Source organism: Kribbella speibonae (assembly GCF_004331375.1).
Lineage (GTDB): Bacteria > Actinomycetota > Actinomycetes > Propionibacteriales > Kribbellaceae > Kribbella > Kribbella sindirgiensis.
The window spans coordinates 193,662-215,770 of record NZ_SJKC01000002.1; the positions used below are offsets into that span (position 1 = coordinate 193,662).

The following is a 22,109-nucleotide window of genomic DNA, read 5'->3' on the forward strand; positions in this document are numbered from 1 at the left end:
ACCCTCGGACCGGCAGTCTGCCGCCCTACCTCCGACACTACTGCGAGTAGGGGACCACTCAACGGTCAGGACTGCGGCGGGTCCTGCGGTTTCGGCGGTTCGCTGGTGCCGAGCTGATGGTGCAGCGGATCGCTGACCGGGTACACGACCGCGGTCGCGCCGTCGATCGACATCACCTCGACGCGCGTCCCCGGCGCGATCGTCGACACCTCGTCGTACGGGCGGGCCGTCCACAGCTCGCCGCCGAGCCGGATCGAACCGCCGCCGTCGGGGTGGATCTCCTTGACCACGACGCCGGACTTGCCGATCACGTGGGCCGAGCCGGTCTTCAGCTCCTGGCCGTGATGGATCTTCCGGACGATCATCGGCCGGATCGCGGCGAGCATCGCGGCGGCGGTGATCAACCCGACGACGATCTGCAGCCACAGCAGCCCGGGAAGGAACGCCGCGACACCGGCGGCGGTGAGCGCACCGGCGGCCAGCATCAGCAACGTGAAGTCCAGCGAGGCCAGTTCGGCCAGGCCGAGGACGGCCGCGATCGTCAGCCACGCCGCCCACAGATTGTCCCGCAGCCAGTCCATCATTTCCCAAGCCTATCTACCTCGGGGGCTTTCAAGCAGATGTTGGACGCGTCGAGGGCGCTGCGGGATCCGGTCAGAGGGCGCGGGCGGTGTAGCGGCCGTCCTCCTGCTTGAGGGTGAGGGCCAGATCGAACGTCTCGCTGAGGGTCTCGGCGGTCAGTGCCTCGTCCATCGGACCGGCGGCGACGATACGGCCCTGCTTGAGCAGCAGGGCGTGGGTGAAACCGGGCGGGATCTCCTCGACGTGGTGGGTGACCAGCACCATCGCGGGCGCACCGACCGCGGTCGCGATCGAGCTGAGCGAGCGGACCAGTTGCTCGCGTCCGGTCAGGTCGAGACCGGCCGCGGGCTCGTCCATCAGCATCAGCTCGGGGTCGGTCATCAGCGCGCGGGCGATCTGGACGCGCTTGCGCTCCCCCTCGGACAGCGTGCCGAACGTCCGGTCGGCCAGGTGCGCGATCCCGAGTTCGGCCAGCAATGCGTTGGCGCGTTCGTGGTCCAGTTCGTCGTACTCCTCGATCCAGCGGCCGAGGACGGCGTACGACGCCGACATCACCACGTCGGACACCCGCTCGCTTCTCGGCAACCGGTCGGCGAGCGCGGCGCTGGTCAACCCGATCCGCGGACGCAGCTCGAACACGTCGACCGCACCGAGAACTTCACCGAGCAGTCCGGCGACCCCGGCGGTCGGGTGCAGCTGGGCGGCAAGGATCTGCAGCAGCGTCGTCTTGCCGGCGCCGTTCGGCCCGATCACGACCCACCGGTCGGCCTCGTCGACCGCCCAGTCGATCCCGTCGAGCAGCCGCGCGTCACCGCGGACGATCGTCACCCCCGCCAGCTCCACCACTGCAGTCATGGTCAAAACCTAAGGGGTCGCCGTTGCCGATCGGCGGCCGGGTGGTGCGAGACTTGCGGGCGTGCTGACGACCTCCGCCTCGGTTCGGTTCACGGTGTGGACCAACGCGATGCTGACCGGTGCCTGCGACCCCGACACCGCCGCGCAGAAGATCCTCGGTGACGACGTCGGTCACCACGTCGCCGGCCTCGCCGGGCATCCCGAACCGGCCACTCTGCCGGTCGCACTGAATCTGCTGCGCGCCGCGGGCACGACACAGGCGCACCTCGCGCTGCCGGTGCCGGGTGACCCGATCGGTCTGGCCGGACCGCCGCCGTTCAACGAGGCCGCACTGGAGACCGGCGAAGCCGTTGTCCTCACAGGGCCGGAGCTCGGACTCGTTCCGGCGTACGTCGGTCCCGCGGTGCAGTGGACTGCGCTGCCGGCCGCTTCGCCGCTGCCTGCCGACCTCGGTGAGGCGGACCGCGGGTTGCGGTTGGCGCTGATCGACGCTGCGGAGTCGTTGGCCGCTCTGGATGTCGCGCGGTGGAAGCCGGAGGTCGCGGACGCGCTGATCGACATTCGGCGGATCGGCCAGGGCCGCGGTGACGATCTGGCGCCGGGGTACGAGCCACGCGCTGTGAAGGCCGCGGCAACCGCCCGGCGCTGCTTGGCGATCGCGGATGCCGCGCTCGAGGACGATGGCGCGGCGGTGACCGGAGCGGAGGCCGATGCCCGGCGGCGCGCGCTGCTCGGCCTCGCGTCGGCCGCCCGCCGGGCTCTGGTCGCCGCCTGCGCGCCGCCGCTCCACGCCTGATGCGCGCCCGATTCATGCCTGGGATTTGGACCGGACACCGGACCGTCATCTCATTTAGGTAGCGTTTGGGTTCGATGACAGAGCTCAGTGAGGTTGAGAGCGGGTCGGCGGACCGGCCGACGGTGCTGGTGACGTTGACGGGCAGCGACCGGCCGGGACTGACGTCCGCCGTACTGTCGACGCTCGCGACCCGTGGGCTCGAGGTGATCGACGCCGAGCAGGTGGTGCTTCGGGGCCGGCTGATCCTCGGCGTGCTGCTGTCCGCGCCGCGCGACCACAAGAAACTCAAGGAAGAGCTGAAGGCGCTCGCCGACATCATCGACGTCGACATCTCGGTGAAGAAAGGTGTCGGCGACAACGAGCCGCGGCGCAAGGGCCGCAGCCAGGTGACCGTGATCGGCCGCCCGTTGTCCGCGGCCGGACTCGCGGCGGTCGCCGGACGGATCGCCGACACCGGCGCCAACATCGACCGGATCAGCCGGATGGCGCGGTACCCGGTGACCGCGATGGAGTTCGCCGTCTCCGGCGCCGATCCCGAAGTCCTCCGCACCGTGCTCGCGCTGGAAGGCGTCCGGCAGGGTCTCGACATCGCCGTCCAGGACGGCGGGCTGTACCGGCGGGCGAAGCGGCTGATCGTGATGGACGTCGACTCGACGCTCATCCAGGGCGAGGTGATCGAGATGCTCGCCCACCACGCCGGCCGGCTGGCCGAGGTCGCCGCCGTCACCGAACAGGCGATGCGCGGCGAACTGGACTTCGCCGACTCGCTGCGGAACCGGGTCGAGGCCCTCGAAGGACTGCCCGCGTCGGCCCTCGACGAGGTGTACGCCGCGATCGAGCTGGCGCCCGGTGCGCGCACGCTGGTCCGCACGCTCAAGCGGCTCGGGTACCAGTTCGCGATCGTCAGCGGCGGGTTCAGCCAGATCACCGACAAGCTGGCCGCCGAGCTCGGTATCGACTACGCCAAGGCCAACGAGCTGGAGATCGTCGACGGCGTCCTCACCGGCCGCGTCGTCGGCGAGATCGTCGACCGCCCCGGCAAGGCGACCGCGCTCCGCCAGTTCGCCCAGCGGTCCGGTACGCCGCTGTCCCAGACGGTCGCGATCGGCGACGGCGCCAATGACCTCGACATGCTGGCCGCCGCCGGCCTCGGCGTCGCGTTCAACGCCAAGCCGGTGGTCCGCGCGGCCGCCGACACCCACCTGAGCGTTCCGTACCTGGACACGATCCTCTACCTGCTCGGCATCACCCGCGAGGAAGTCGAAGCCGCCGACGCGGAAACCCCGGCCTGATACAGCCTGATACGGCACGATCGGGGCCATGGACTTCTCGACCCGCCCCGCCACCCTCGACGACGCACCCGCGATCCATCAGCTGATCGCCGCGGCCGAACAGCTCTGGCACGGAGAGACCGAGCGCGCCCCGGACCAGGTGGCCGCCGACCTCCAACGGCCGCTCATCACGCTCGACCTCGACACGAGGGTGGTCGAAGCGAACGGCGAGATCGTCGCGTGGGCCTGGGTTCACGGCGGGCGGCGCGCGCAGGTCGACGTACGTCCGTCGTACGTCGGTCTCGGTCTGGGGACTCAGTTGCTCGACTGGGCGGAGGCCCGGGCGCGCGAACACGGCAGTGACTGGCTCGCGCAGACGGTCGACGACGCGGACGAGGCCGGTACGGCGTTGCTGCGGGCCCGCGGGTACGACGTACTCGCGACGAACTGGTTGCTCGAGCGGCCGGTCTCGGGTGCTGCACCCACACTGCCCGACGGCGTCACGCTGCGGCCGTGCGCGCCCGGTGACGAGCGGGCCGTGCACCAGGTTCTGCAGGACGCGTTCGACGAGTGGCAGCCGCGGCGGCACGAGTACGACGAGTGGGCCGGGATGACCATCGAGCGCTCGAGCTTCGATCCCGAGCTGTCACCGGTGGCAGTCGCCGGCGACGAGATCGTCGGCGCCGCGATCAGTCTGGATCTCGCGGACTCCCCCGACGGGTACGTCGACCAGGTCGCCGTACGGCGGGACTTCCGCGGCCGCGGCCTGGCCCGCGCACTCCTCACCTACGCGGCCCTGGGAGCCGGCCGCCGGGGTAAGGAAACGCTGACGCTCTGGACCCACTCGGGCACCGGCGCGCTGGCGATGTACCAGCGGCTGGGGATGTCGGTACGCCGCAGCACGACCGTCTACCGCACCGCGCTCTGAACACCAGCGTGTCGCGAACTGTTGACACACCGCCGTGAGAGCGCTCCCATGGACTCATCCACCGCCCCTGGAGGTCGACATGCGTATCCGCCCCATCGCACTCGCCCTGGCCCTCCCGCTGCTCGCCCCGCTGATCGCCGTCGTGGCGATCGGCGGGTCGGCGGAGGCCAACGTCCCACCACCACCCGCCGGCTGGTCGACCGTCTGGAGCGACGACTTCGACGGCGCCAGCGGTGCACTGCCGTCCGCTGCCAACTGGATCATCGACACCGGCCACGGCTACCCGGGCGGTCCCGGGAACTGGGGTACGGGCGAGATCCAGAACTACACGAACAGCCCGAACAACCTGTCCCTCGACGGCACCGGAAACCTGCGCATCACGCCGCGCCGCGACGGCGCCGGCAACTGGACCTCCGCCCGGGTCGAGACGCAACGGAGCGACTTCAAACCGCCCGCCGGCGGGGTGCTGGCGATCGAGAGCCGCATCCAGATGCCGAACGTCACCGGCGACGCCGCGCTCGGGTACTGGCCGGCGTTCTGGGCGCTCGGTGCGCCGTACCGCGGGAACTACTGGAACTGGCCGGGGATCGGCGAGTTCGACATCATGGAGAACGTCAACGGGATCAACTCGGTCTGGGGCGTGCTGCACTGCGGCGTGAACCCCGGCGGCCCGTGCAACGAGACCAGTGGGATCGCCAACAGCCGGGCCTGCCCGGGCGCGACCTGCCAGGCCGGGTTCCACACGTACCGCTTCGAATGGGACACGAGCATCTCGCCGAACCAGTTGCGCTGGTACGTCGACGGGCAGCAGTTCCACTCCATCAGTCAGGGCCAGCTGCCCGCGGACACGTGGACGAACATGACCTCGCACGCCGGGTACTTCGTGCTGCTGAACGTCGCGATCGGCGGAGCGTTCCCGGATGCGCTCAACGGCCCGACCCCGCGGGCCTCGACGGTGCCCGACAAGCCGATGATCGTGGACTACGTGGCCGTGTCGTCGAAGGGCGGCGGGACCACCCCGCCGACCACACCGCCGCCGGGTGGCGGCGGCAGCGCGTACAGCACGCTGCAAGCCGAGGCGTTCCAGCAGCAGGGCGGGACGGGTGTCGAGACGACCTCCGACACCGGTGGCGGCCAGAACCTGATGCAGGTCGGTAACGGCGACTGGGCCCTCTACCGCAGCATCGACTTCGGCAGCACGCCTGCAACCCAGTTCGTCGCCCGCGTAGCGTCCGGCGCCGCAGGCGGAGTCAGCGGGCTGGTCGAAGTACGCCTGGACAGCCGCACCAACCCACCAATCGGCAGCTTCGCCATAGCCAACACCGGCGGCTGGCAGTCCTGGCGCTCAGTCCCCGCCAACATCACCGCAGTCACCGGCACCCACGACCTCTACCTAACCTTCACCAGCGGCCAACCATCCGACTTCGTCAACCTCAACTGGTTCACGTTCACCCACTAACCGCCGTACCGTCGGAAGATGCTGGCGCTCACCAGGAGCGGATCGTCGGTCGTGCTCCGGGAGGTCCCGGATCCCGTCCCGCTCTCGCACGAGGCGATCGTCCGAGTGAACACATTCGCCATCACGCACCGCGACCTACTGGACCTCACAGGCGCCTGGCCGACCGCCGGCTTCGGGGAGCAGAACGTCCCCGAAGCCACGGTCCCCGGCCGCGACTTCGCCGGCATGCTGGTGGAATACCCCGCCGCCATCAATCCGACGGCCACAATGAGGGCCGTTCTCGGCGCCCGGGTCGTCGGCACCGTGTCGCGTGAGGCGTGGGCCGAGCTCGTCGCCGTTCCGTACACCCGGCTCGCCGGGCTGCCGGACAACGTCGGCGACGTCTTCGGCTCGACCCTGCCCACGCCCGGTCTGGCCGCACTACGTGCTCTTGAACTCGGCGGATTTCTGTTGGGCAAGGAGGTACTGGTCACCGGGGCGCGCGGTGCCGTGGGCCGGCTCACCTGCCAGCTCGCCAATCTCGGAGGTGCGCACGTACGAGCGTTCGTGCGAGCCGGCGAGCGGGCGCGACACCCGCTCGCCGCCGTTCCTGGTGCGGAGATCGTGAGTGATCACCTGGGCAGCCGGCCAGATCTCATCATCGACACCGTCGGGGGTGAGGTCCTCGGCGAGGCGATCGAGTCACTCGAGCCCGGCAGTCTGCTCGTGTCGGTCGCCACGCCGACCCGGGACGAACAGGTGAGTTTCCGGACCTGGCGACGGGATCGCTCCGCGGGTGCGCGGATCGTGTTCCTCGACGACCTGGACGAGGTGACGGCACACGACACGCTGCATGCGGAGCTGGTGCGGCTCGTGCGGCTGGTCTCGGAGACCAAGCTGGATGTCGGTGTCGCGGTGGAGCGGCCGTGGCAGGAGGCGGCGGAGGTGCTTGACGCGGTGCGGGAGCGGCGGGTTCGGGGGCGTGCGGTGCTGAGGGTGCAAATGCGGTCCGAGCGGGGCTGAGCACCTATCCTTCGGCTTATGTCTGAACTGCAGGGTGGGCCGGGGGCCCTGTTTGCTATTGGTGGGGCCGAGGACAAGCTGAAGAAGCGGACGGTGCTGCAGGAGTTCGTTGATGCGGCGGGTGGGTCCAAGGCGCGGATCGTGGTGGTTCCGACCGCGTCCGCGCTCGGGCCTGACGTCGTCGACGTGTACCGGGCGCTGTTCGCGGCGCTCGGCGCCGAGAGCGTCGTCGGCGTGCGCCCGGAGAACCGGGAGGACGCGGACGACCCGGCGTTCATCTCGCCGCTCAACGACGCCACCGGGGTGTTCATGACCGGGGGCAACCAGTTGAAGCTCGCAGGCGTCGTGACCGGTACGGCGTTCGGTCGCGCGGTCACCGCCGCGCACGCGCGGGGCGCGGCCGTCGGCGGTACGTCGGCCGGCGCGAGCATCCTCGCGGAACACATGATCGCTTTCGGCCGCTCCGGCGCCACCCCGCGGCAGCGGATGAGCCAGCTGTCCGGCGGACTCGGCCTGGTACAGGGCGCGATCGTCGACCAGCACTTCGCGCAGCGCAACCGGTACGGCCGGCTGCTGTCGCTCGTCGCCCAGTCCCCCGGCCTGCTCGGGATCGGCGTCGACGAGGACACCGCCGCGGTCGTTCGCGGCACCCACCTGGAGGTCGTCGGCCGGGGCGCGGTGACGATCTTCGACGGCACCCGGATCACGTCGAACGCCCACAACGCCAAGCGGTCCGAGCCGATTCTCGCGTCCGGCGTCGTGCTGCATGTGCTGCCCGCCACCGCGACGTTCGACCTGCAGAACCGGGTGCTGCTGTCGTACGGCCCGCAGCCGCCGGCGGAGGAGATCGCCGAGATGGCCGCCGCCGAGGCCGATCTGCGCAAGCTCGCCAAGGAGATCGCGGCCGAGGGCGTGTCGCCGAGGTACTACGAGGAGCGGAAGCGCCGGGCAGGACGCCGTACGGCGAAGTCGGCCACGTCAGCCAAGTCAGCGATCGGGGCCGGGGAGTCCAGACCGGGGGCGACCGAGCCCCTGAGCAGATCAACACAGGCGGCCGGCGCCGACCCCGTCTCCCCCGACCCGACGCGAGCAGACAGCGAAAACCCATGACCGAAACGCACGGCACCCCGGCTCCGGATCTGAAGATCATCGAGACCCGCGTCTACCGCGGCCCGAACATCTGGAGCTACGACCCCGCGATCCACCTGGTCGTCGACCTCGGCTCGCTGGAGAACTTCCCGTCGAACACGATCCCCGGCTTCACCGAGCGGCTGCTCGCGGACCTCCCCCGGCTCGACCAGCACCACTGCTCGCGCGGCCGCAAGGGCGGGTTCATCGAGCGCCTGTACGAAGGCACCTGGCTCGGCCACATCGCCGAACACGTCTCGCTGCAGCTTCAGCAGGAGGCCGGCCACGACATGCGCCGCGGCAAGACGCGCCAGGTCAAAGGCTCGCCCGGCGTCTACAACATCACCTACGCGTACGCCGACGAACCCGTCGGGCTCGCGGCGGGCGAGCTCGCCGTACGGTTCGTCAACAATCTCGTCCAGCCGGATCCCGCGTTCGACTTCACCACCGAGCTGGAGAAGTTCATCAAGCAGGCCGAGCGGACCGCGTTCGGCCCCTCGACGCAGGCGATCGTGGACGAGGCGGTGTCCCGGGACATCCCGTGGATCCGGCTCAACAAGGCGAGTCTGGTTCAGCTCGGGCAGGGCGTGCACGCGAAGCGGATCCGGGCCACGATGACGTCCGAGACCGGCTCGATCGCCGTCGACGTCGCCAGCGACAAGGACCTGACCACCCGGCTGCTCGCGTCGGCCGGTCTGCCGGTGCCGCGGTCGGAGTCGGTGCGCGCGGTCGAGGACGCCGTGGCGGTGGCCGGCAAGATCGGCTACCCGGTCGTGTGCAAGCCGCTCGACGGCAACCACGGCCGCGGCGTCTGCCTGAACCTGCAGGACGCCGACGCGGTCCGGGAGGCGTTCCCGATCGCGGCCGAGCAGTCCCGGCGCGGGTACGTGATCGTGGAGAACTTCGTCACCGGCAAGGACTACCGGTGCCTGATCATCAACGGCCGGATGGAGGCGATCGCCGAACGCGTGCCGGCGCACGTCGTCGGCGACGGCGTGCACACCGTGGCCGAGCTCGTCGACATCACCAACGCAGACCCGCGGCGCGGTGTCGGGCACGAGAAGATCCTGACCCGGATCACGATCAACAACGCGGCCCGCCAGCTGGTGCGCGACCAGGGTTTCGACCTGGACGACGTACCGCCGGAGGACGTGATGGTGAAGCTCACGCTGACCGGCAACATGTCCACCGGCGGGATCTCGATCGACCGGACCTGGGAGGCGCACCCGGAGAACGTCGAGATCGCCGAGGAGGCGGCCCGGATGATCGGGCTGGACATCGCCGGGATCGACTTCATCTGCCCGGACATCACCCAGCCGGTGCGGGAGACCGGCGGCGCGATCTGCGAGGTGAACGCGGCGCCCGGGTTCCGGATGCACACCAACCCGACGATCGGCGAACCGCAGTACATCGCGAAGCCGGTGGTGGACATGCTGTTCCCGCCCGGTGCGGTCAGCCGGATCCCGATCGTCGCGGTCACCGGGACGAACGGGAAGACCACCACGTCGCGGATGATCAGCCACGTCTTCAAGGGCATGGGCCGCAAGGTCGGAATGACGTCGACCGACGGCATCGTGATCGACGAGCGGCTGGTGATCCGGCAGGACGCGTCCGGCCCGAAGTCGGCGCGGATGGTGCTGCAGAACCCGCGCGTCGACTTCGCGGTGTTCGAGGTGGCGCGCGGCGGGATCCTGCGGGAAGGGCTCGGGTACGAGCGCAACGACGTGGCTGTCGTCCTGAACGTGCAGCCGGATCACCTCGGCCTGCGCGGGATCGACACCCTCGAACAGCTGGCCGATGTGAAGGCCGTGCTGGTCGAGGCGGTGCCGCGGACCGGGTACGCCGTACTGAACGCCGACGACCCGTTGGTGCGCAAGATGCGCCGGAAATGCTCCGGGCAGGTCGTGTGGTTCAGCATGGCCGAGCCGGGCAGCGAGGTCCGCGACTACATCGAGGGGCACTGCCGCCGCGGCGGGCGGGCCGTGGTGCTGGAGCGCTCGGACCTGGGCGACATGATCGTGGTCAAGCACGGGCGCCGCTCGATGCAGCTCGCGTGGACCCATTTGCTGCCGGCAACGTTCGGCGGGCGGGCGATGATGAACGTGCAGAACGCGATGGCGGCGGCCGCGGCGGCGTTCGCGGCGGGTGCGCCGTTGCACGACATCCGGCAGGGCCTGCGGACGTTCAACACGTCGTACTACCTGTCGCCGGGCCGGCTGAACGAGATCGACGTCGACGGCCGCAGCGTGATCGTCGACTACTGCCACAACGCGCCGGCGATGCGGATGCTCGGCGACTTCGTCGATCGGCTCGGGGAGAGCCTGAGCGCGTCGTCCGAGGTCGGGCGGCCGTCGCGGATCGGTGTGATCGCGACCGCGGGCGACCGGCGCGACGACGACATCCGCGAACTCGGTGAGGTCGCGGCGCAGCACTTCGACGTGGTCATCGTCCGCGAGGACGCCCGGCTGCGCGGGCGCAAGCGCGGCGAGTCGGCGGGTCTCGTGCAGTCCGGCGTCCAGGCCGCGATGGACAGCGGTGCGCGGTGCCGGCGAGTGGACGTCGTACTCGACGAGCTCGAAGCGGTCCGGTTCGCGCTGGGGCGGTCGAACCCGGGTGACCTCGTCGTGCTGTGCGTCGACCAGCACCAGTCGGTACTCGCGGAACTCGAATCGGTGTCGCACCTCGCGCAGGCCGGGGCGCGGTCCGGTGACGAGGGCGGCGACCCCGACTTCGTGCAACCCGACGAAGAGATCACAGACGAGTCGCCGCGGGAACTTGCCTAGGGCAAGTCTCGTTGGCCGTTGCGTGAAGACGAAGCTGCTGTTGCTGCTGGTGCCGTTCCTGCTGGGCGCGTGCGGATCGAATGCGACCCAGGAGGCTGCGGTCAGCACGCCCGGCATCCTGGTCGAGGACGCATGGGTGCGGGCGACGACCGGCGCGAAGGACACCACGATGACGGCCGCGTTCCTGTCGCTGACCAATCCCGGTGACACCGACGTGAAGTTGACCTCGGCAACGTCACCGATCGCCGGAACGGTGCAGTTGCACGAGATGGCGATGCAGGACGGCAAGATGGTGATGCGCGAGAAGCCCGGCGGCATCACCGTCCCCGCCGGCTCCCACGCCCACCTCTCCCCCGGCGGAGACCACATCATGCTGATGTCCCTGAAGCAGCCGCTCAAGCCCGGCGACGAGGTCCCGCTGACGCTCAAGTTCTCCGACAACACCACCCACGACCTGAAGGTCCCGGTGAAGGCGTTCACCGAGGAAGAAGAGCACTACCACCCCACCCCCAGCACCAAGTGACTACCAGACGACAGTTCTTCGGGTACGCCGGTGCGGCCGCAGCCGGCGCCGCGGCGACCGGTGGTGCTGTCGTTGCCCTGGCCAAGGACAGCACCACACCTGAACCCGTCTCCCGGACGATCTCGCCGTACGGGGAGCATCAGGTGGGGATTGCTCGTGGGGCGCCGGCTGCGGCTGAGTTGGTGGCGTTCAGGCTGGCGACGGATCGGGCGGGGCTCGGGCGGTTGATGCGGTTGTGGACGAGTGACATCGTCGCGCTGGCCGACGGACGACCGGCGCCTGGGGACACGGCGCCGGAGCTGGCGGTCGCGAACAAGAGCGTGACGGTGACGGTCGGGTTCGGGCCGCGGGTCTTCGACCTGACCGGACATAAGCCCCGCGGACTGGACGATCTCCCCGTCATGAAGCACGACCGGCTGCAACCCACCTGGTCAGGCGGAGACCTCCTTCTGATGGTCGGCGCAGACGACGCGGTGAGCGTGGTGCACGCCGTACGACGACTGATCGCGGACGCCAAGCCCTTCGCCACCCCGCTGTGGCGCCAGATCGGCTTCTGGGACAGCACCGGCGCGAACGGGGAACCAGTCACCGGCCGCAACCTCTTCGGCCAGGTCGACGGCACCGGCAACCCGGCGTTCGGTACGCCGGAGTTCGACGACACCGTCTGGTCCACCGAAGACGGGTTCCGCGGCGGCACGACGCTCGTCGTACGCCGGATCCGCCTGAACCTCGACACCTGGGACGAACTCACCCGCTCCGAGCAGGAACGCGCCGTCGGCCGCAAACTCTCCACCGGCGCACCGCTCACCGGCACCGCTGAACACGACGAACTCGACCTCGAGGCCCGCGACGCCGACGGCCGCCTCGTCATCGCCCAGAACGCCCACGCCCGCCTCTCGCACCACTCCGAGAACGACGGCCGCCGCATCTTCCGCAAAGGCTTGAACTACGTCCACGACACAGGAGCGGCCCGCGAGTCCGGGCTGATCTTCCTCAGCCACCAGGCCGACGTCGCAGGTCAGTTCCTCCCCCTACTGACCCGCCTGGACGCGGTCGACGCCCTCAACGAGTGGACCACCACGATCGGCTCGGCGGTCTTCGCCCTCCCACCCGGCTTCCAGCCCGGCGAATGGATCGGCCAGTCACTCCTGAGCTGACTGCACGCTCGGACGCCGCGAGAGGAGACGCCGGCGGGGTTCTTGCTGGTCGATCCAGTCGAGGTCGTCGGACAGTACGGCGTCGTTGGACCTGTCGGCGTACGGGTCCGGGGGCGGCGGTGGCGGCGGGAGGGCGCGGAGCTTGAGGGCCACCATTGGGATCGCGAGCAGGACGCCGACGACCATCCACGGCCAGTACTCGCGCAGCAGCGGCTCGAAGGACTGGAAGAACGCCTCGGTCGACGCGTCACCGACCGCGTCCATCGGCTTCCCGGTCGACTGGCTGACCAGGCGGACGGACGCGACGATACCGAAGCACGCCAGGTAGAACCCGGTCAGCGGGATCCACGACCCCACCGACCGCCAGCCGCGCTTCCAGCAGGCGATGTAGAGCAGGATCGCGAGGCCGGCGCCGACCAGCAGGCCGTTCAGCTGCCACAGCCACTGCCAGTTGGCCAGTTGCTCGGCCGGCCGGAGCGCGGTCCAGGCCACAGGCAGGGCCAGCGCGAACGCCGCGACGACCGTGCTCCTGGTGCCCAGGGCACCGAAGAACCCGCCGACAGCGCTTGCCACCAGCAACGTGATCAGCAGATCGCGCTGCCCGAACGAGTTCCCGGTCAGCCACCACATGCCCGCGGCAACGACCAGCACCACGGGTAGGGCGATCCGGATCCGCCCGATCAGCAGCCCGGCCAGTACGCCGCCGGCGAACCCGCCGAGCACCACCAGATCGATCCGCGGCGGCACGAAGTACGTCGTACCCTCCGGCAGCCCCTTCAGATACGTCGCGGAGAAGCCGCCCACGAACCAGGCCACGACCGCGGCCGGAATCGACCAGAGGTACCGCATCACAAACCCCGTTCCCACCCCAACCAAGGGCGGAAGGGGCTAGTGCTGGGCTCTCTCGACCTTGCTCTTCAAGGTCTCCGGTGTGTCGACAGTAGCTCCCTCGGACCGCAACCACTCGTCAAGACTCGCCCGATGCTGCAGAGACATGACCGCCACCACATCGCCCGGGCGTGCCTCCGCGACCAGCGCCTGCGTCGCCGCGAGCTCGGTCGGGAACGCCGGTACGTCGGTGACACCGACCGACGCCGCGCCCTCCCGGAACACGGCCTCGAGCTCCTCCGGCGGCCGGCCGCGCAGGTAGTCGCTCTTGTGGCCGATCGCCACCCGGTCGGCCGCCCGCGCACCCATCGCCCCGAGCGCCGAGACCATGTCGTCGGCCCGGTCGCCCGGCGATCCGAGCGCCAGCATCAGCCGGCCGCCCTCCGGCCGGACGCCGTTCATGATCTCGAGCAGCGCTTCCAGCCCGGCCTCGTTGTGCGCGAGGTCGATGACGACGGTGAAGTCGCGCAGCGAGTACATGTTCATCCGGCCGGGGTTGTTCTCGTTCGGCGCGAACGTGCTCAGGCCCTCGACCACCGCCGCCCGCGGCAGCCCGAGACCGAGCGCCGCCGACGCAGCGGCGAGGGTGTTCTCGACGTTGTAGTGCGACAGCCCGGACAGCGTCATCGGTACGTCGACGACCTTGAGCAACGGCTCCGGGTCGCGGGCGGCGTCGAGCACCGTGACGAACCCGTCGAGCACGGTCGTCGCCCGGCCGCCCTCGTCGAGCACGGTCCGGATCGACGGCGAGTCGGGGTCGCGGGAGAACACCCAGCACTTGGCCGGCGAGCCGAGCCGCATCGCGAACGTCCGCGGGTCGTCGCCGTTCACCACGCACCAGCCGCGCGGCCGGGTGATATGCGTGATCACCGCCTTCACCTCGGCGAGCTGGTCGACGGTGTCGATCCCGCCCAGGCCGAGATGATCCGCGCTCACGTTGGTGACCACCGACACGTCGTTGAACGCGACGCCGATGCCGCGGCGCAGGATCCCGCCGCGGGCGGTCTCGGTCACCGCGAGCTGGATCCCCGGCTGGGACAGCACCTGCCCGGCGCCGCTCGGGCCGGAGAAGTCGCCGTACTTCACCAGTTCGCCGTCGAAGTACACGCCGTCGGTGCTCGACCAGCCGACGTGCAGCCCGGCGGCGCGCCCGATGTGCGCGATCATCCGCGACGTCGTGGTCTTGCCGTTCGTCCCGGTGACCGCGACCACCGGCACCTTCGGCCGCAGCGTCGGCGGCGGGTTGCCCGGCGGCTCGTCCCGCACGCGCTCGCCGACGGTGTGGATGAGTTCGGTCAGATCATCGGCGCCGAAGGCATCCAGTACCTCGACGATCGCCGCTCCGAGGGCCCGCGCGCGTCCTTCGTGCGCCCACGGGAACGCCACCACGAGCCGCCGTACGTCGGACTCCGGGCGGACCCGGACGCCGATCCGCCCGATCCCGGCCTCCCGGGCGATCCGCCGGACGACGTGACCGGCGACCCGGATCGCGAACCGCTGCCGGAAACCGGAGCCGATCCGGCCGGGACGGGTGGCGCCGAGACCGATCGCCTGTCCGTACGCCTTCGCCGCCGGCGCGGGCGCGTCCGCGATCGCCGACACGTCCAGCGTCAGCTTGATCGCGGCGCGGCTGAAGTAGAGGTTGGCGCCGTCGAGCACGCGGAGCTCGACCAGGGAAGTCGCCACTACGCTCCCATCGCGTGATAGCCGCCGTCGACGTGGATGATCTCGCCGGTGGTCGAGGGGAAGAAGTCACTGAGCAGGGCCACGATGGTGCGCCCGGTCGGCTCCAGGTCGGACGGGTCCCAGCCCAGCGGGGCGCGGTCCAGCCACGGCTCCTCGAACTTCTCGAAGCCCGGAATCGCCTTCGCGGCCAGGGTCTTCAGCGGACCGGCCGAGACCAGGTTGCACCGGATGCCCTGCGCACCGAGGTCGCGCGCCAGGTAACGGTTGGTGGACTCGAGAGCGGCCTTGGCCACCCCCATCCAGTCGTACCCGGGCCAGGCCACGGTCGCGTCGAACGTCATCCCGACGACACTGCCGCCACGGCTCATCAGCGGCGCGCAGGTCACGGCCAGCGCCTTCAGGCTGTACGCCGAGACGTGGACGGCCTGCGCCACGTCGTCCCACGGGCCGTCCAGGAACTTGCCGCCGAGGATCGTCTCCGGGTTGCCGTACGCGATCGAGTGCACGACCCCGTCGAGCCCGTCGACGTGCTCACGGACGGCGTCCGGCAGCGCGGCCAGGTGCTCCGCGTTCGTGACGTCGAGCTCCAGGACCGGAGGCTCGGTCGGCAGCCGCTTCGCGATCCGCTTGGTGATGCTCAGCGCGCGGCCGAAGTTCGAGATCAGCACGGTGGCGCCTTGTTCCTGCGCCACCTTGGCCGTGGCGAAGCCGATCGACGAGTCGAGGGTGACTCCGGCGACCAGGATCCGCTTGCCGTCGAGGATGCCCACCGGCACGCCCTTTCTACGAGACGAGTTAGTTGCCCATGCCGATGCCGCCGTCGACCGGGATCACCGCGCCGGTGATGTAGCCGGCCTCCTCCGACGACAGCCAGCGGACCGCGTTCGCGATCTCCTCGGTCAGACCGAAGCGGCCGAGCGGGATCTGGCTCAGGTACTGCTTCTGGGTCTCCTCCGGCAGCACCGCGGTCATGTCGGTCTCGACGAAACCGGGCGCGACCACGTTCGCGGTGATGCCGCGGCTGCCCAGCTCGCGGGCGATCGAGCGGGCCATACCGATCAGGCCGGACTTGCTGGCCGCGTAGTTCACCTGGCCGGGCGAGCCGAGCAGGCCGACCACGGAGGAGATGAACACGATCCGGCCCTTGCGCAGCCGCAGCATGCCCTTCGCGGCCCGCCGCGCGACCCGGAACGACCCGGTCAGGTTGGTCTCGACGACCGCGTCCCAGTCGTCGTCGGACATCCGCAGCAGCAGCGTGTCGCGGGTGATGCCGGCGTTCGCCACCAGCACCTCGACCGGCCCGTGCTGCTCCGCGATCGTGTCGAAGGCGGCATCGACCTGTGCCTGGTCGGTGATGTCGCACTTCACGCCGAGGAAGCCCTCCGGCGGCGGGCTGGTGTTGTACGTGACGGCGACCTGGTCGCCCGCCTCCTTGAACGCGGTCGCGATCGCCAGCCCGATCCCCCGGCTACCGCCGGTCACCAACACAGACCTACCCACAAGCGCTCCTCACATCGTCGGACGGAGGAACGCTATCCCACCGGCGCGGGTGCTCCCGACCCAGGACGACTCAGGAGTCTTCGAGCCGGAAGCCGACCTTCATCGTCACCTGGTAGTGATCGATCTGGTTGTCGGCCAGGTGCCCGCGGATATCGGTGACCTCGAACCAGTCGAGGTGCCGCAGCGTCTCCCCGGCGCGGGTGATCCCGTTGGTGATCGCCTGGTTGAGGCCCTCTTTCGAGGTGCCGACGATCTCCGTGACCCGGTAGGTGCGATCGGTCATGACAAACCTCTCTCCATCCGGCTGCGCCAGGGCGGGCGGCGCGGCGTACCGTTGTTTGTGAGGAGGATAGATGTCGAAACGCCATGAGCGGAGCGACGCGACGGTCGTCTCGGTGACGAGTGCGCAGCCGGGCCGGTCCGAGGATCTGGACAGCCGGATCGCGCGCTACGCCTGGATGATGTCGATCCGGATCGTCTGCTTCGTGCTCGCCGTCGTCACGCCGTCGCCGTGGCGCTGGCTGTTCGTCGTCGGAGCGATCGCGCTGCCGTACTTCGCGGTCGTGCTGGCGAACGCCCATCGGTCCGCGACGACACCCGCCGCGGACCCGTATCTGGCGCCCGCGAGGCCCGCGATCGGGGAGCGTCCGACGGTCGTCGTACCGGCTGAAGACGACACTTCCCGGGACACTTCTGAGGACCGTCCGGCCGACACCGAAAAGTGATCTGGGCCGGGACTGGAAAACTTGGACTGATCCGTGTCAGAATCTCCCGCGTGCTCTGAAGTTCATGAGTGGAATTCAGGGACTTGATGCGGCGTCGGACGGCTCCCCCCGTGGCTGTCCGACGTCGCTTCATTTTGCCCACGCTATTGATTATTGAGCCATCAGGAATGCAGAGGAATGACACCCGCGGATGACTGAAGAAGGTATGCCCGCGGTCTGCTCCGCCAAGGGCTGCGGCCGGGCGGCCACCTGGGCACTGCTGTGGAACAACCCGAAGATCCACACGCCCGACCGGCGCAAGACCTGGCTGGCGTGCGACGAACACAAGGACAGCTTGTCCGACTTCCTCGACCGCCGGTCATTCCTGCGCGAGGTCGAGCCATTCACCGAGTGAATGTGTGGACGTAGCGAAAAACTACATTTCCGGATTGGGCCGGTATGGCCCCGGTATGTTCTCAGCCGCCGATCGCGGACATCGGGCGGGACGGTTGCAGGAAGCTCGGGTCGTTGATGCCGTGACCCGGAAGTTTGTTGAGCATCGCGCGACGCCAGCGGTCGGCCAGTTCGGCGTCGTCGGCGCCGGCCCGGAGCGCGGTCCGCAGATCGGACTCGGTGCGCGCGAACAGGCAGTCCCGGACCTGACCGTCGGCGGTCAGCCGCACCCGGTCGCAGTCGCCGCAGAACGGACGCGTGACGGACGCGATGATCCCGACCGTCTGCGGTCCGCCGTCGACCAGGAACGACTCGGCCGGCGCACTGCCCCGCTTCGACGCGTCGTCGGGCGTCAGGTGGAACCGCTCGGTGAGCATCCCGAGAATCTCGTCGGCGGTGATCATCGTCGACCGGTCCCAGCCGTGCTGCGCGTCCAGCGGCATCTGCTCGATGAACCGCAGCTCGTACCCGCGCTCGAGGCAGAACTCCAGCAATTGCGGCGCATTCGAGTCATTCACGCCGCGCATGAGGACCGCATTGACCTTCACGGGTGTCAGACCCGCGTCGTGCGCGGCCTCGAGCCCGGCGATCACGTCGTGCAGACGGTCCCGCCGGGTGAGCTTCTTGAACATTTCCTGGTCGACGGTGTCGAGGCTCACATTCACCCGGTCCAGACCGGCCGCCTTCAGTGCGACGGCCTGCCGGGCGAGACCGATCCCGTTGGTGGTCAGCGACACCTCGGGACGTGGCGTGAGTTGCGTCGTACGGGCGACGATGTCGACCAGGCCGCGGCGGAGCAGCGGTTCGCCTCCGGTAAAGCGGATCTCGTGCACACCCAGGTGCGTGACCGCGACCGACACCAGGCGGACGATCTCGTCGTCGGTGAGCAGTTCCGGCTTCGCGAGCCAGTCCAGGCCCTCTTCGGGCATGCAGTACGTGCAGCGCAGGTTGCAACGGTCCGTGAGCGACACCCGCAGGTCGGTCGCGGTCCGGCCGTAGCGGTCCGCCAGACCGGTGTGAGTCGCTTCTTGGATCGTCGTCACGTCCCCAGCGTACGTGCCGGGCGTCGGCCGTTTCAGGGCATGGCTTAAGTTCGAGACGTGCGTCGCTTGCTGAACATCCGCTGGATCGTCGCCGCGCTGGCCGTCATCGCGCTCGCCGGCGTGTGCGTGCAACTCGGTCGTTGGCAGCTGCATCGCCTCGACGAACGCAAGGCGCGGAACACGGTGACCCGAACCAACCTGGCCGCACCGGCGGCCCCGATCGACCAGATCCTGGGTCCGCCGGGCGTCGTCGGCGACCAGCACGCCTGGCGCACCGTCGTCCTCTCCGGACGGTACGACGCGTCCAAGCAGGTGGTCCTGAAGTACCGCAACGTCTCGGACAAGCCCGGCTTCGAGATCGTCACGCCGCTGGTCCTCGCGGACGGGAAGGCGGTGCTGGTCGACCGCGGGTTCCTGGCCCGGCAGAGCTCGGAGCTGATGCCGCTGCACGTCCCCGCCGTACCGACTGGTGAGGTGACCGTCACCGGCCGCCTACAGCGCAGCGAACGCGGCGGCCACACGAACGGCGGTACGCCCGACGACGGTACGGCGCGACTCATCAACGGCCCGGACTACGCAAAGGTGCTCGGGCTGAACCTGTACGACGGCTACGTCACCGTGACCAAGCAGGAGCCGGCGAACGATTCGGCGTTCGGCTCGTTCCCCGGTCCGGAGATCGACGACGGGCCGCACTTCTTCTACGCGCTGCAGTGGTTCTTCTTCGCGCTGCTGGCGCTCGGCGGACTGGTCTACTTCTCCCGGCAGCAGGTGACCGCAGAAAAGCCCGCGGAGCAGCAGCCCGAGGCCGTCGAACGGTCCGAGGCCCACGCCGGCGCCCCCGACTGAGTCTCGTTGCCTTGCGCAACCGACGGTGCTTGCCGTCGGCACGAGATGCGCGGCCGGGTGTGGTGGGGCAGGATGGTGGTGTGGACCTCGGACTGCGTGATCGCACCTACATCGTCACCGGCGCGAGCGCCGGACTCGGCTTCGCAACGGCCAAGGCGCTGGCCGCCGAAGGCGCCCGGCTGGTGATCTCCAGCCGCAACGAGGAGTCGATCGCACGGGCCGCGGCGGAGCTGAACGCGCTGCCGGGAGCCGGCGGGAGCGTCGTCGGGATCCCCGTCGACAACGCCGACCCGGACAGCGCGGAGCGGCTGGCGGCGACCGCGATCGCCAAATGGGGCGAGCTGCACGGCGCGCTGATCAGCGTCGGCGGGCCGCGGGCCGGGACCGCGCTGGACACCGACGAGGAGGACTGGCGGTCGGCGTTCGACAGCGTGTTCCTCGGCGGGCTGCGGATCGCTCGCGCGGTCGCCCGGGCCGGCGCCGAGGACACCTCGATCGCGTTCGTGCTCTCGTCGTCGGTGAAGTCCCCGATCGCCGGCCTGGCGATCTCGAACGGTCTGCGGCCCGGTCTCGCGATGGTGGCGAAGACGCTCGCCGACGAGCTCGGACCGAACGGGATGCGGGTGAACGGCCTGATGCCGGGCCGCATCGCGACCGACCGCCTGAAGGAGCTCGATGCTCGCGGCGGCGACCCCGACGCGTCCCGGCGGGCCGCGGAGAAGACGATCCCGTTGCGCCGCTACGGCTCCCCCGACGAGTTCGGCCGGGTCGCGGCGTTCGTCCTCTCTCCCGCGGCGTCGTACCTCACGGGCGCCATCATCCCGATCGACGGCGGCGCCCTCCGTACCTTCTGACGGGCCGCGTCACCCCCACTGACCGGGGACGTAGTCGCCGGCCGGCTGCTGGGTGATGACGTTGATGCGGTTCCAGGTGTTGATCCCGGCGATGGCCGCGATCAGCGCACCCAGCTGCTCCTCGTCGTAGTGCTTGGCGGCGTTCAGCCACACGTCGTCGGGCACTCCGGCGGAGTCGGCGATCCGGGTGCTGGCTTCCGCCAGCGCGAGCGCGGCCCGCTCCTCCTCGGTGTACACGGTGGCTTCGCGCCAGGTCGCGACCAGGTTGATCCGGACCGTGGTCTCGCCGTGGTGCGCGAGATCCTTCGAGTGCATGTCGACGCAGTACGCGCAGCCGTTGATCTGGCTGACCCGGAGCTCGACCAGCTCGAGGGTGGCCAGCGGTACGCCGGCGTCCAGCGCGACCCGCGCCGCGGAGTTGAGGTGCTTGATGAACTTGCCGAGGACCGGGTTGGTGAACAGGTCCAGACGAGCGTTCATAAGAGGTGTCTCCTAGCGAATGAGTTCGTTGACACCCATCCGACGAGACAGCCCAGGAAAGTGTCAGTCCGGGGCGATTCGGTTGCCCTGCTCATCCCAGTGCTCGGCGACCTTCTTGCTCGGCTGGACCCGTGGCGGCTCCCCCGGCATCTTCGGGTAGTCCGGCGGGAAGTTCAGCTCACCGCCGGGCAGTTCCTCCCACAGCCGCAGCAGCGGCTCCAGCGGGTACGCCGTGTCGTCCATGTCCGCCCACGGGTCGCCGTCGGCGAGGTACTCCGGAACCGTGTGCAGGTTGAACGCCCGCGGATCGTCGACCTCGGCGAGCCGCTCCCAGGTCATCGGCGTACTCACCGGCGCTCCCGGGCGCGGGCGGAGCGACCAGGCGCCCGCGACGGTGCGGTCCCGGAGGTTCTGGTTGAAGTCCAGGAAGATCGACGCCTCGCCGCGCTCCTCCTTCCACCAGGCGGTGGTGACGCCGTCGTCGCGGCGTTCGAGCTCGCGGCCGAGGCCGATCGCGGCGTGCCGGACCTCGTCGAAGCTCCAGTCCGGCCGGATCCGCACGTAGATGTGGATCCCCCGGTTGCCGCTGGTCTTCGGATAGCCCCGCAGGCCCAGTTCCTCGAGGAGTTCCCGGGCGACGCCGGCCACCCGCCGGGCGTCGGCGAAGGTCGCTCCGGGCTGTGGATCGAGGTCGATGCGCAGCTCGTCGGGGCGGTCGAGATCGCCTTTGCGGACGGCCCACGGGTGGAAGGTCAGTGTGCCCATGTGCGCCGCCCACACCGCGGCAGCGGGCTCGCTGAGGCAGAGCTCGTCGATCGGGCGTCCGTTCGGCGTGAGCACACGGCAGGTTTCGAGCCAGTCAGGCGCGCCTTTCGGCAGCCGCTTCGAGTAGAAGCCGTCCCCCGTCTGGCGGCCGGTGTTGTTCACCGACAGCGTCATCCCCTCGCGCCACCCACCGGGCCAGCGCTCCAGCGCGACCGGGCGGTCGCCGGACGCGTGCATGAAGGCCGGCGCGACGCCGGCGAAGTACTCGCAGACCTGCAGTTTCGTGATCTCCGGCGCCCACTCGGTCGCCTCGTAGACCACTCGGTCGGGGCTGGAGACCCGGACCTCCCGCTCCCCCACCGTGAGCATCACCGCCGTGCTCTTCGCCATGCCGCGACCGTATCGG

The 22,109-nt window shown here is 69.9% G+C and carries 23 protein-coding genes; 13 read left to right on the forward strand and 10 right to left on the reverse strand.

What is annotated here, in order from left to right:
* Window positions 1-65: 65 nt before the first annotated feature.
* Window positions 66-584 carry an NfeD family protein gene (locus tag E0H92_RS14380; RefSeq protein WP_131462015.1) on the reverse strand — a complete coding sequence of 173 codons (519 nt, stop codon included), beginning with the start codon at window positions 582-584 and terminating at the stop codon, window positions 66-68.
* A gap of 70 nt (window positions 585-654) precedes the next feature.
* Window positions 655-1,437 (reverse strand): ABC transporter ATP-binding protein, encoded by a 783-nt coding sequence (locus E0H92_RS14385; protein WP_131462016.1) that lies wholly within the window; start codon window positions 1,435-1,437, stop codon window positions 655-657.
* Between the two features lie 61 nt (window positions 1,438-1,498).
* On the opposite strand from E0H92_RS14385, the gene E0H92_RS14390 reads away from it, so the two are divergent.
* The 9 genes from E0H92_RS14390 (at window position 1,499) to E0H92_RS14430 (ending at window position 12,484) form a co-directional block, all read left to right on the forward strand.
* Window positions 1,499-2,233, forward strand: a complete 735-nt coding sequence (locus E0H92_RS14390) for a hypothetical protein (protein ID WP_238152686.1) — start codon at window positions 1,499-1,501, stop codon at window positions 2,231-2,233.
* Window positions 2,234-2,307: 74 nt separating this feature from the next.
* Window positions 2,308-3,525, forward strand: coding sequence for a phosphoserine phosphatase SerB (gene serB, locus E0H92_RS14395; RefSeq protein WP_131496607.1), 1,218 nt, complete (start codon window positions 2,308-2,310; stop codon window positions 3,523-3,525).
* A 28-nt stretch (window positions 3,526-3,553) separates the two neighbouring features.
* Window positions 3,554-4,432 (forward strand): GNAT family N-acetyltransferase, encoded by an 879-nt coding sequence (locus tag E0H92_RS14400; RefSeq protein WP_131462018.1) that lies wholly within the window; start codon window positions 3,554-3,556, stop codon window positions 4,430-4,432.
* Between the two features lie 79 nt (window positions 4,433-4,511).
* Window positions 4,512-5,891: a glycoside hydrolase family 16 protein gene (locus E0H92_RS14405; RefSeq protein ID WP_131496608.1), complete on the forward strand. Its 1,380-nt coding sequence runs from the start codon at window positions 4,512-4,514 to the stop codon at window positions 5,889-5,891.
* Window positions 5,892-5,909: 18 nt separating this feature from the next.
* Window positions 5,910-6,893, forward strand: coding sequence for a zinc-binding dehydrogenase (locus E0H92_RS14410; protein WP_131496609.1), 984 nt, complete (start codon window positions 5,910-5,912; stop codon window positions 6,891-6,893).
* 18 nt (window positions 6,894-6,911) lie between these two features.
* Complete coding sequence (locus tag E0H92_RS14415; RefSeq protein ID WP_238173428.1) at window positions 6,912-8,003, forward strand: cyanophycinase; 1,092 nt, start codon at window positions 6,912-6,914, stop codon at window positions 8,001-8,003.
* Window positions 8,000-10,804, forward strand: coding sequence for a cyanophycin synthetase (gene cphA / locus E0H92_RS14420; RefSeq protein WP_131496610.1), 2,805 nt, complete (start codon window positions 8,000-8,002; stop codon window positions 10,802-10,804). The genes E0H92_RS14415 and cphA overlap by 4 nt, the downstream gene beginning before the upstream one ends.
* Window positions 10,805-10,826: 22 nt before the next feature.
* On the forward strand, window positions 10,827-11,327 hold the full coding sequence (locus E0H92_RS14425) for a copper chaperone PCu(A)C (protein WP_238173429.1): 501 nt from the start codon (window positions 10,827-10,829) through the stop codon (window positions 11,325-11,327).
* On the forward strand, window positions 11,324-12,484 hold the full coding sequence (locus E0H92_RS14430; protein ID WP_131496611.1) for a Dyp-type peroxidase: 1,161 nt from the start codon (window positions 11,324-11,326) through the stop codon (window positions 12,482-12,484). Before E0H92_RS14425 ends, E0H92_RS14430 begins: the two co-directional genes overlap by 4 nt.
* Here the strand turns inward: E0H92_RS14430 and E0H92_RS14435 are convergent.
* The 5 genes from E0H92_RS14435 to E0H92_RS14455 form a co-directional block, all read right to left on the reverse strand.
* Window positions 12,470-13,333, reverse strand: coding sequence for a hypothetical protein (locus E0H92_RS14435; protein ID WP_131496612.1), 864 nt, complete (start codon window positions 13,331-13,333; stop codon window positions 12,470-12,472). The genes E0H92_RS14430 and E0H92_RS14435 overlap by 15 nt on opposite strands.
* 39 nt (window positions 13,334-13,372) lie before the next feature.
* The gene (locus tag E0H92_RS14440) at window positions 13,373-15,058 is read right to left on the reverse strand and encodes a Mur ligase family protein (RefSeq protein WP_131496613.1); all 1,686 of its coding nucleotides are present in this window, start codon (window positions 15,056-15,058) and stop codon (window positions 13,373-13,375) included.
* Entirely contained in the window at window positions 15,058-15,828 is a 771-nt protein-coding gene (fabI, locus tag E0H92_RS14445; RefSeq protein WP_131462025.1) for an enoyl-ACP reductase FabI, read from the reverse strand. Before fabI ends, E0H92_RS14440 begins: the two co-directional genes overlap by 1 nt.
* A gap of 25 nt (window positions 15,829-15,853) precedes the next feature.
* Window positions 15,854-16,558: a 3-oxoacyl-[acyl-carrier-protein] reductase gene (fabG, locus tag E0H92_RS14450; protein WP_131462026.1), complete on the reverse strand. Its 705-nt coding sequence runs from the start codon at window positions 16,556-16,558 to the stop codon at window positions 15,854-15,856.
* A 70-nt stretch (window positions 16,559-16,628) separates the two neighbouring features.
* On the reverse strand, window positions 16,629-16,841 hold the full coding sequence (locus E0H92_RS14455; protein WP_131462027.1) for a dodecin: 213 nt from the start codon (window positions 16,839-16,841) through the stop codon (window positions 16,629-16,631).
* Window positions 16,842-16,911: 70 nt separating this feature from the next.
* Between E0H92_RS14455 and E0H92_RS14460 the strand changes: the two genes are divergently transcribed.
* The gene (locus E0H92_RS14460; RefSeq protein WP_131462028.1) at window positions 16,912-17,283 is read left to right on the forward strand and encodes a DUF3099 domain-containing protein; all 372 of its coding nucleotides are present in this window, start codon (window positions 16,912-16,914) and stop codon (window positions 17,281-17,283) included.
* Between the two features lie 190 nt (window positions 17,284-17,473).
* The gene (locus E0H92_RS14465) at window positions 17,474-17,677 is read left to right on the forward strand and encodes a hypothetical protein (RefSeq protein ID WP_131462029.1); all 204 of its coding nucleotides are present in this window, start codon (window positions 17,474-17,476) and stop codon (window positions 17,675-17,677) included.
* A gap of 61 nt (window positions 17,678-17,738) precedes the next feature.
* Here the strand turns inward: E0H92_RS14465 and moaA are convergent, their stop codons facing one another.
* On the reverse strand, window positions 17,739-18,758 hold the full coding sequence (moaA, locus tag E0H92_RS14470) for a GTP 3',8-cyclase MoaA (protein ID WP_238173430.1): 1,020 nt from the start codon (window positions 18,756-18,758) through the stop codon (window positions 17,739-17,741).
* A gap of 57 nt (window positions 18,759-18,815) precedes the next feature.
* Here moaA and E0H92_RS14475 point away from each other — a divergent pair, with 57 nt between their 5' ends.
* Together E0H92_RS14475 and E0H92_RS14480 are read left to right on the forward strand one after the other, a co-directional pair.
* Window positions 18,816-19,604, forward strand: a complete 789-nt coding sequence (locus tag E0H92_RS14475; protein WP_238173431.1) for an SURF1 family cytochrome oxidase biogenesis protein — start codon at window positions 18,816-18,818, stop codon at window positions 19,602-19,604.
* Window positions 19,605-19,684: 80 nt separating this feature from the next.
* Window positions 19,685-20,458 carry an SDR family oxidoreductase gene (locus E0H92_RS14480; RefSeq protein WP_131496614.1) on the forward strand — a complete coding sequence of 258 codons (774 nt, stop codon included), beginning with the start codon at window positions 19,685-19,687 and terminating at the stop codon, window positions 20,456-20,458.
* A gap of 9 nt (window positions 20,459-20,467) precedes the next feature.
* Here E0H92_RS14480 and E0H92_RS14485 read toward each other — a convergent pair whose 3' ends face one another.
* Together E0H92_RS14485 and E0H92_RS14490 are read right to left on the reverse strand one after the other, a co-directional pair.
* Entirely contained in the window at window positions 20,468-20,938 is a 471-nt protein-coding gene (locus tag E0H92_RS14485; RefSeq protein ID WP_131462031.1) for a carboxymuconolactone decarboxylase family protein, read from the reverse strand.
* Window positions 20,939-21,001: 63 nt separating this feature from the next.
* The gene (locus E0H92_RS14490) at window positions 21,002-22,093 is read right to left on the reverse strand and encodes a DNA polymerase domain-containing protein (protein ID WP_131496615.1); all 1,092 of its coding nucleotides are present in this window, start codon (window positions 22,091-22,093) and stop codon (window positions 21,002-21,004) included.
* Window positions 22,094-22,109: the final 16 nt, after the last annotated feature.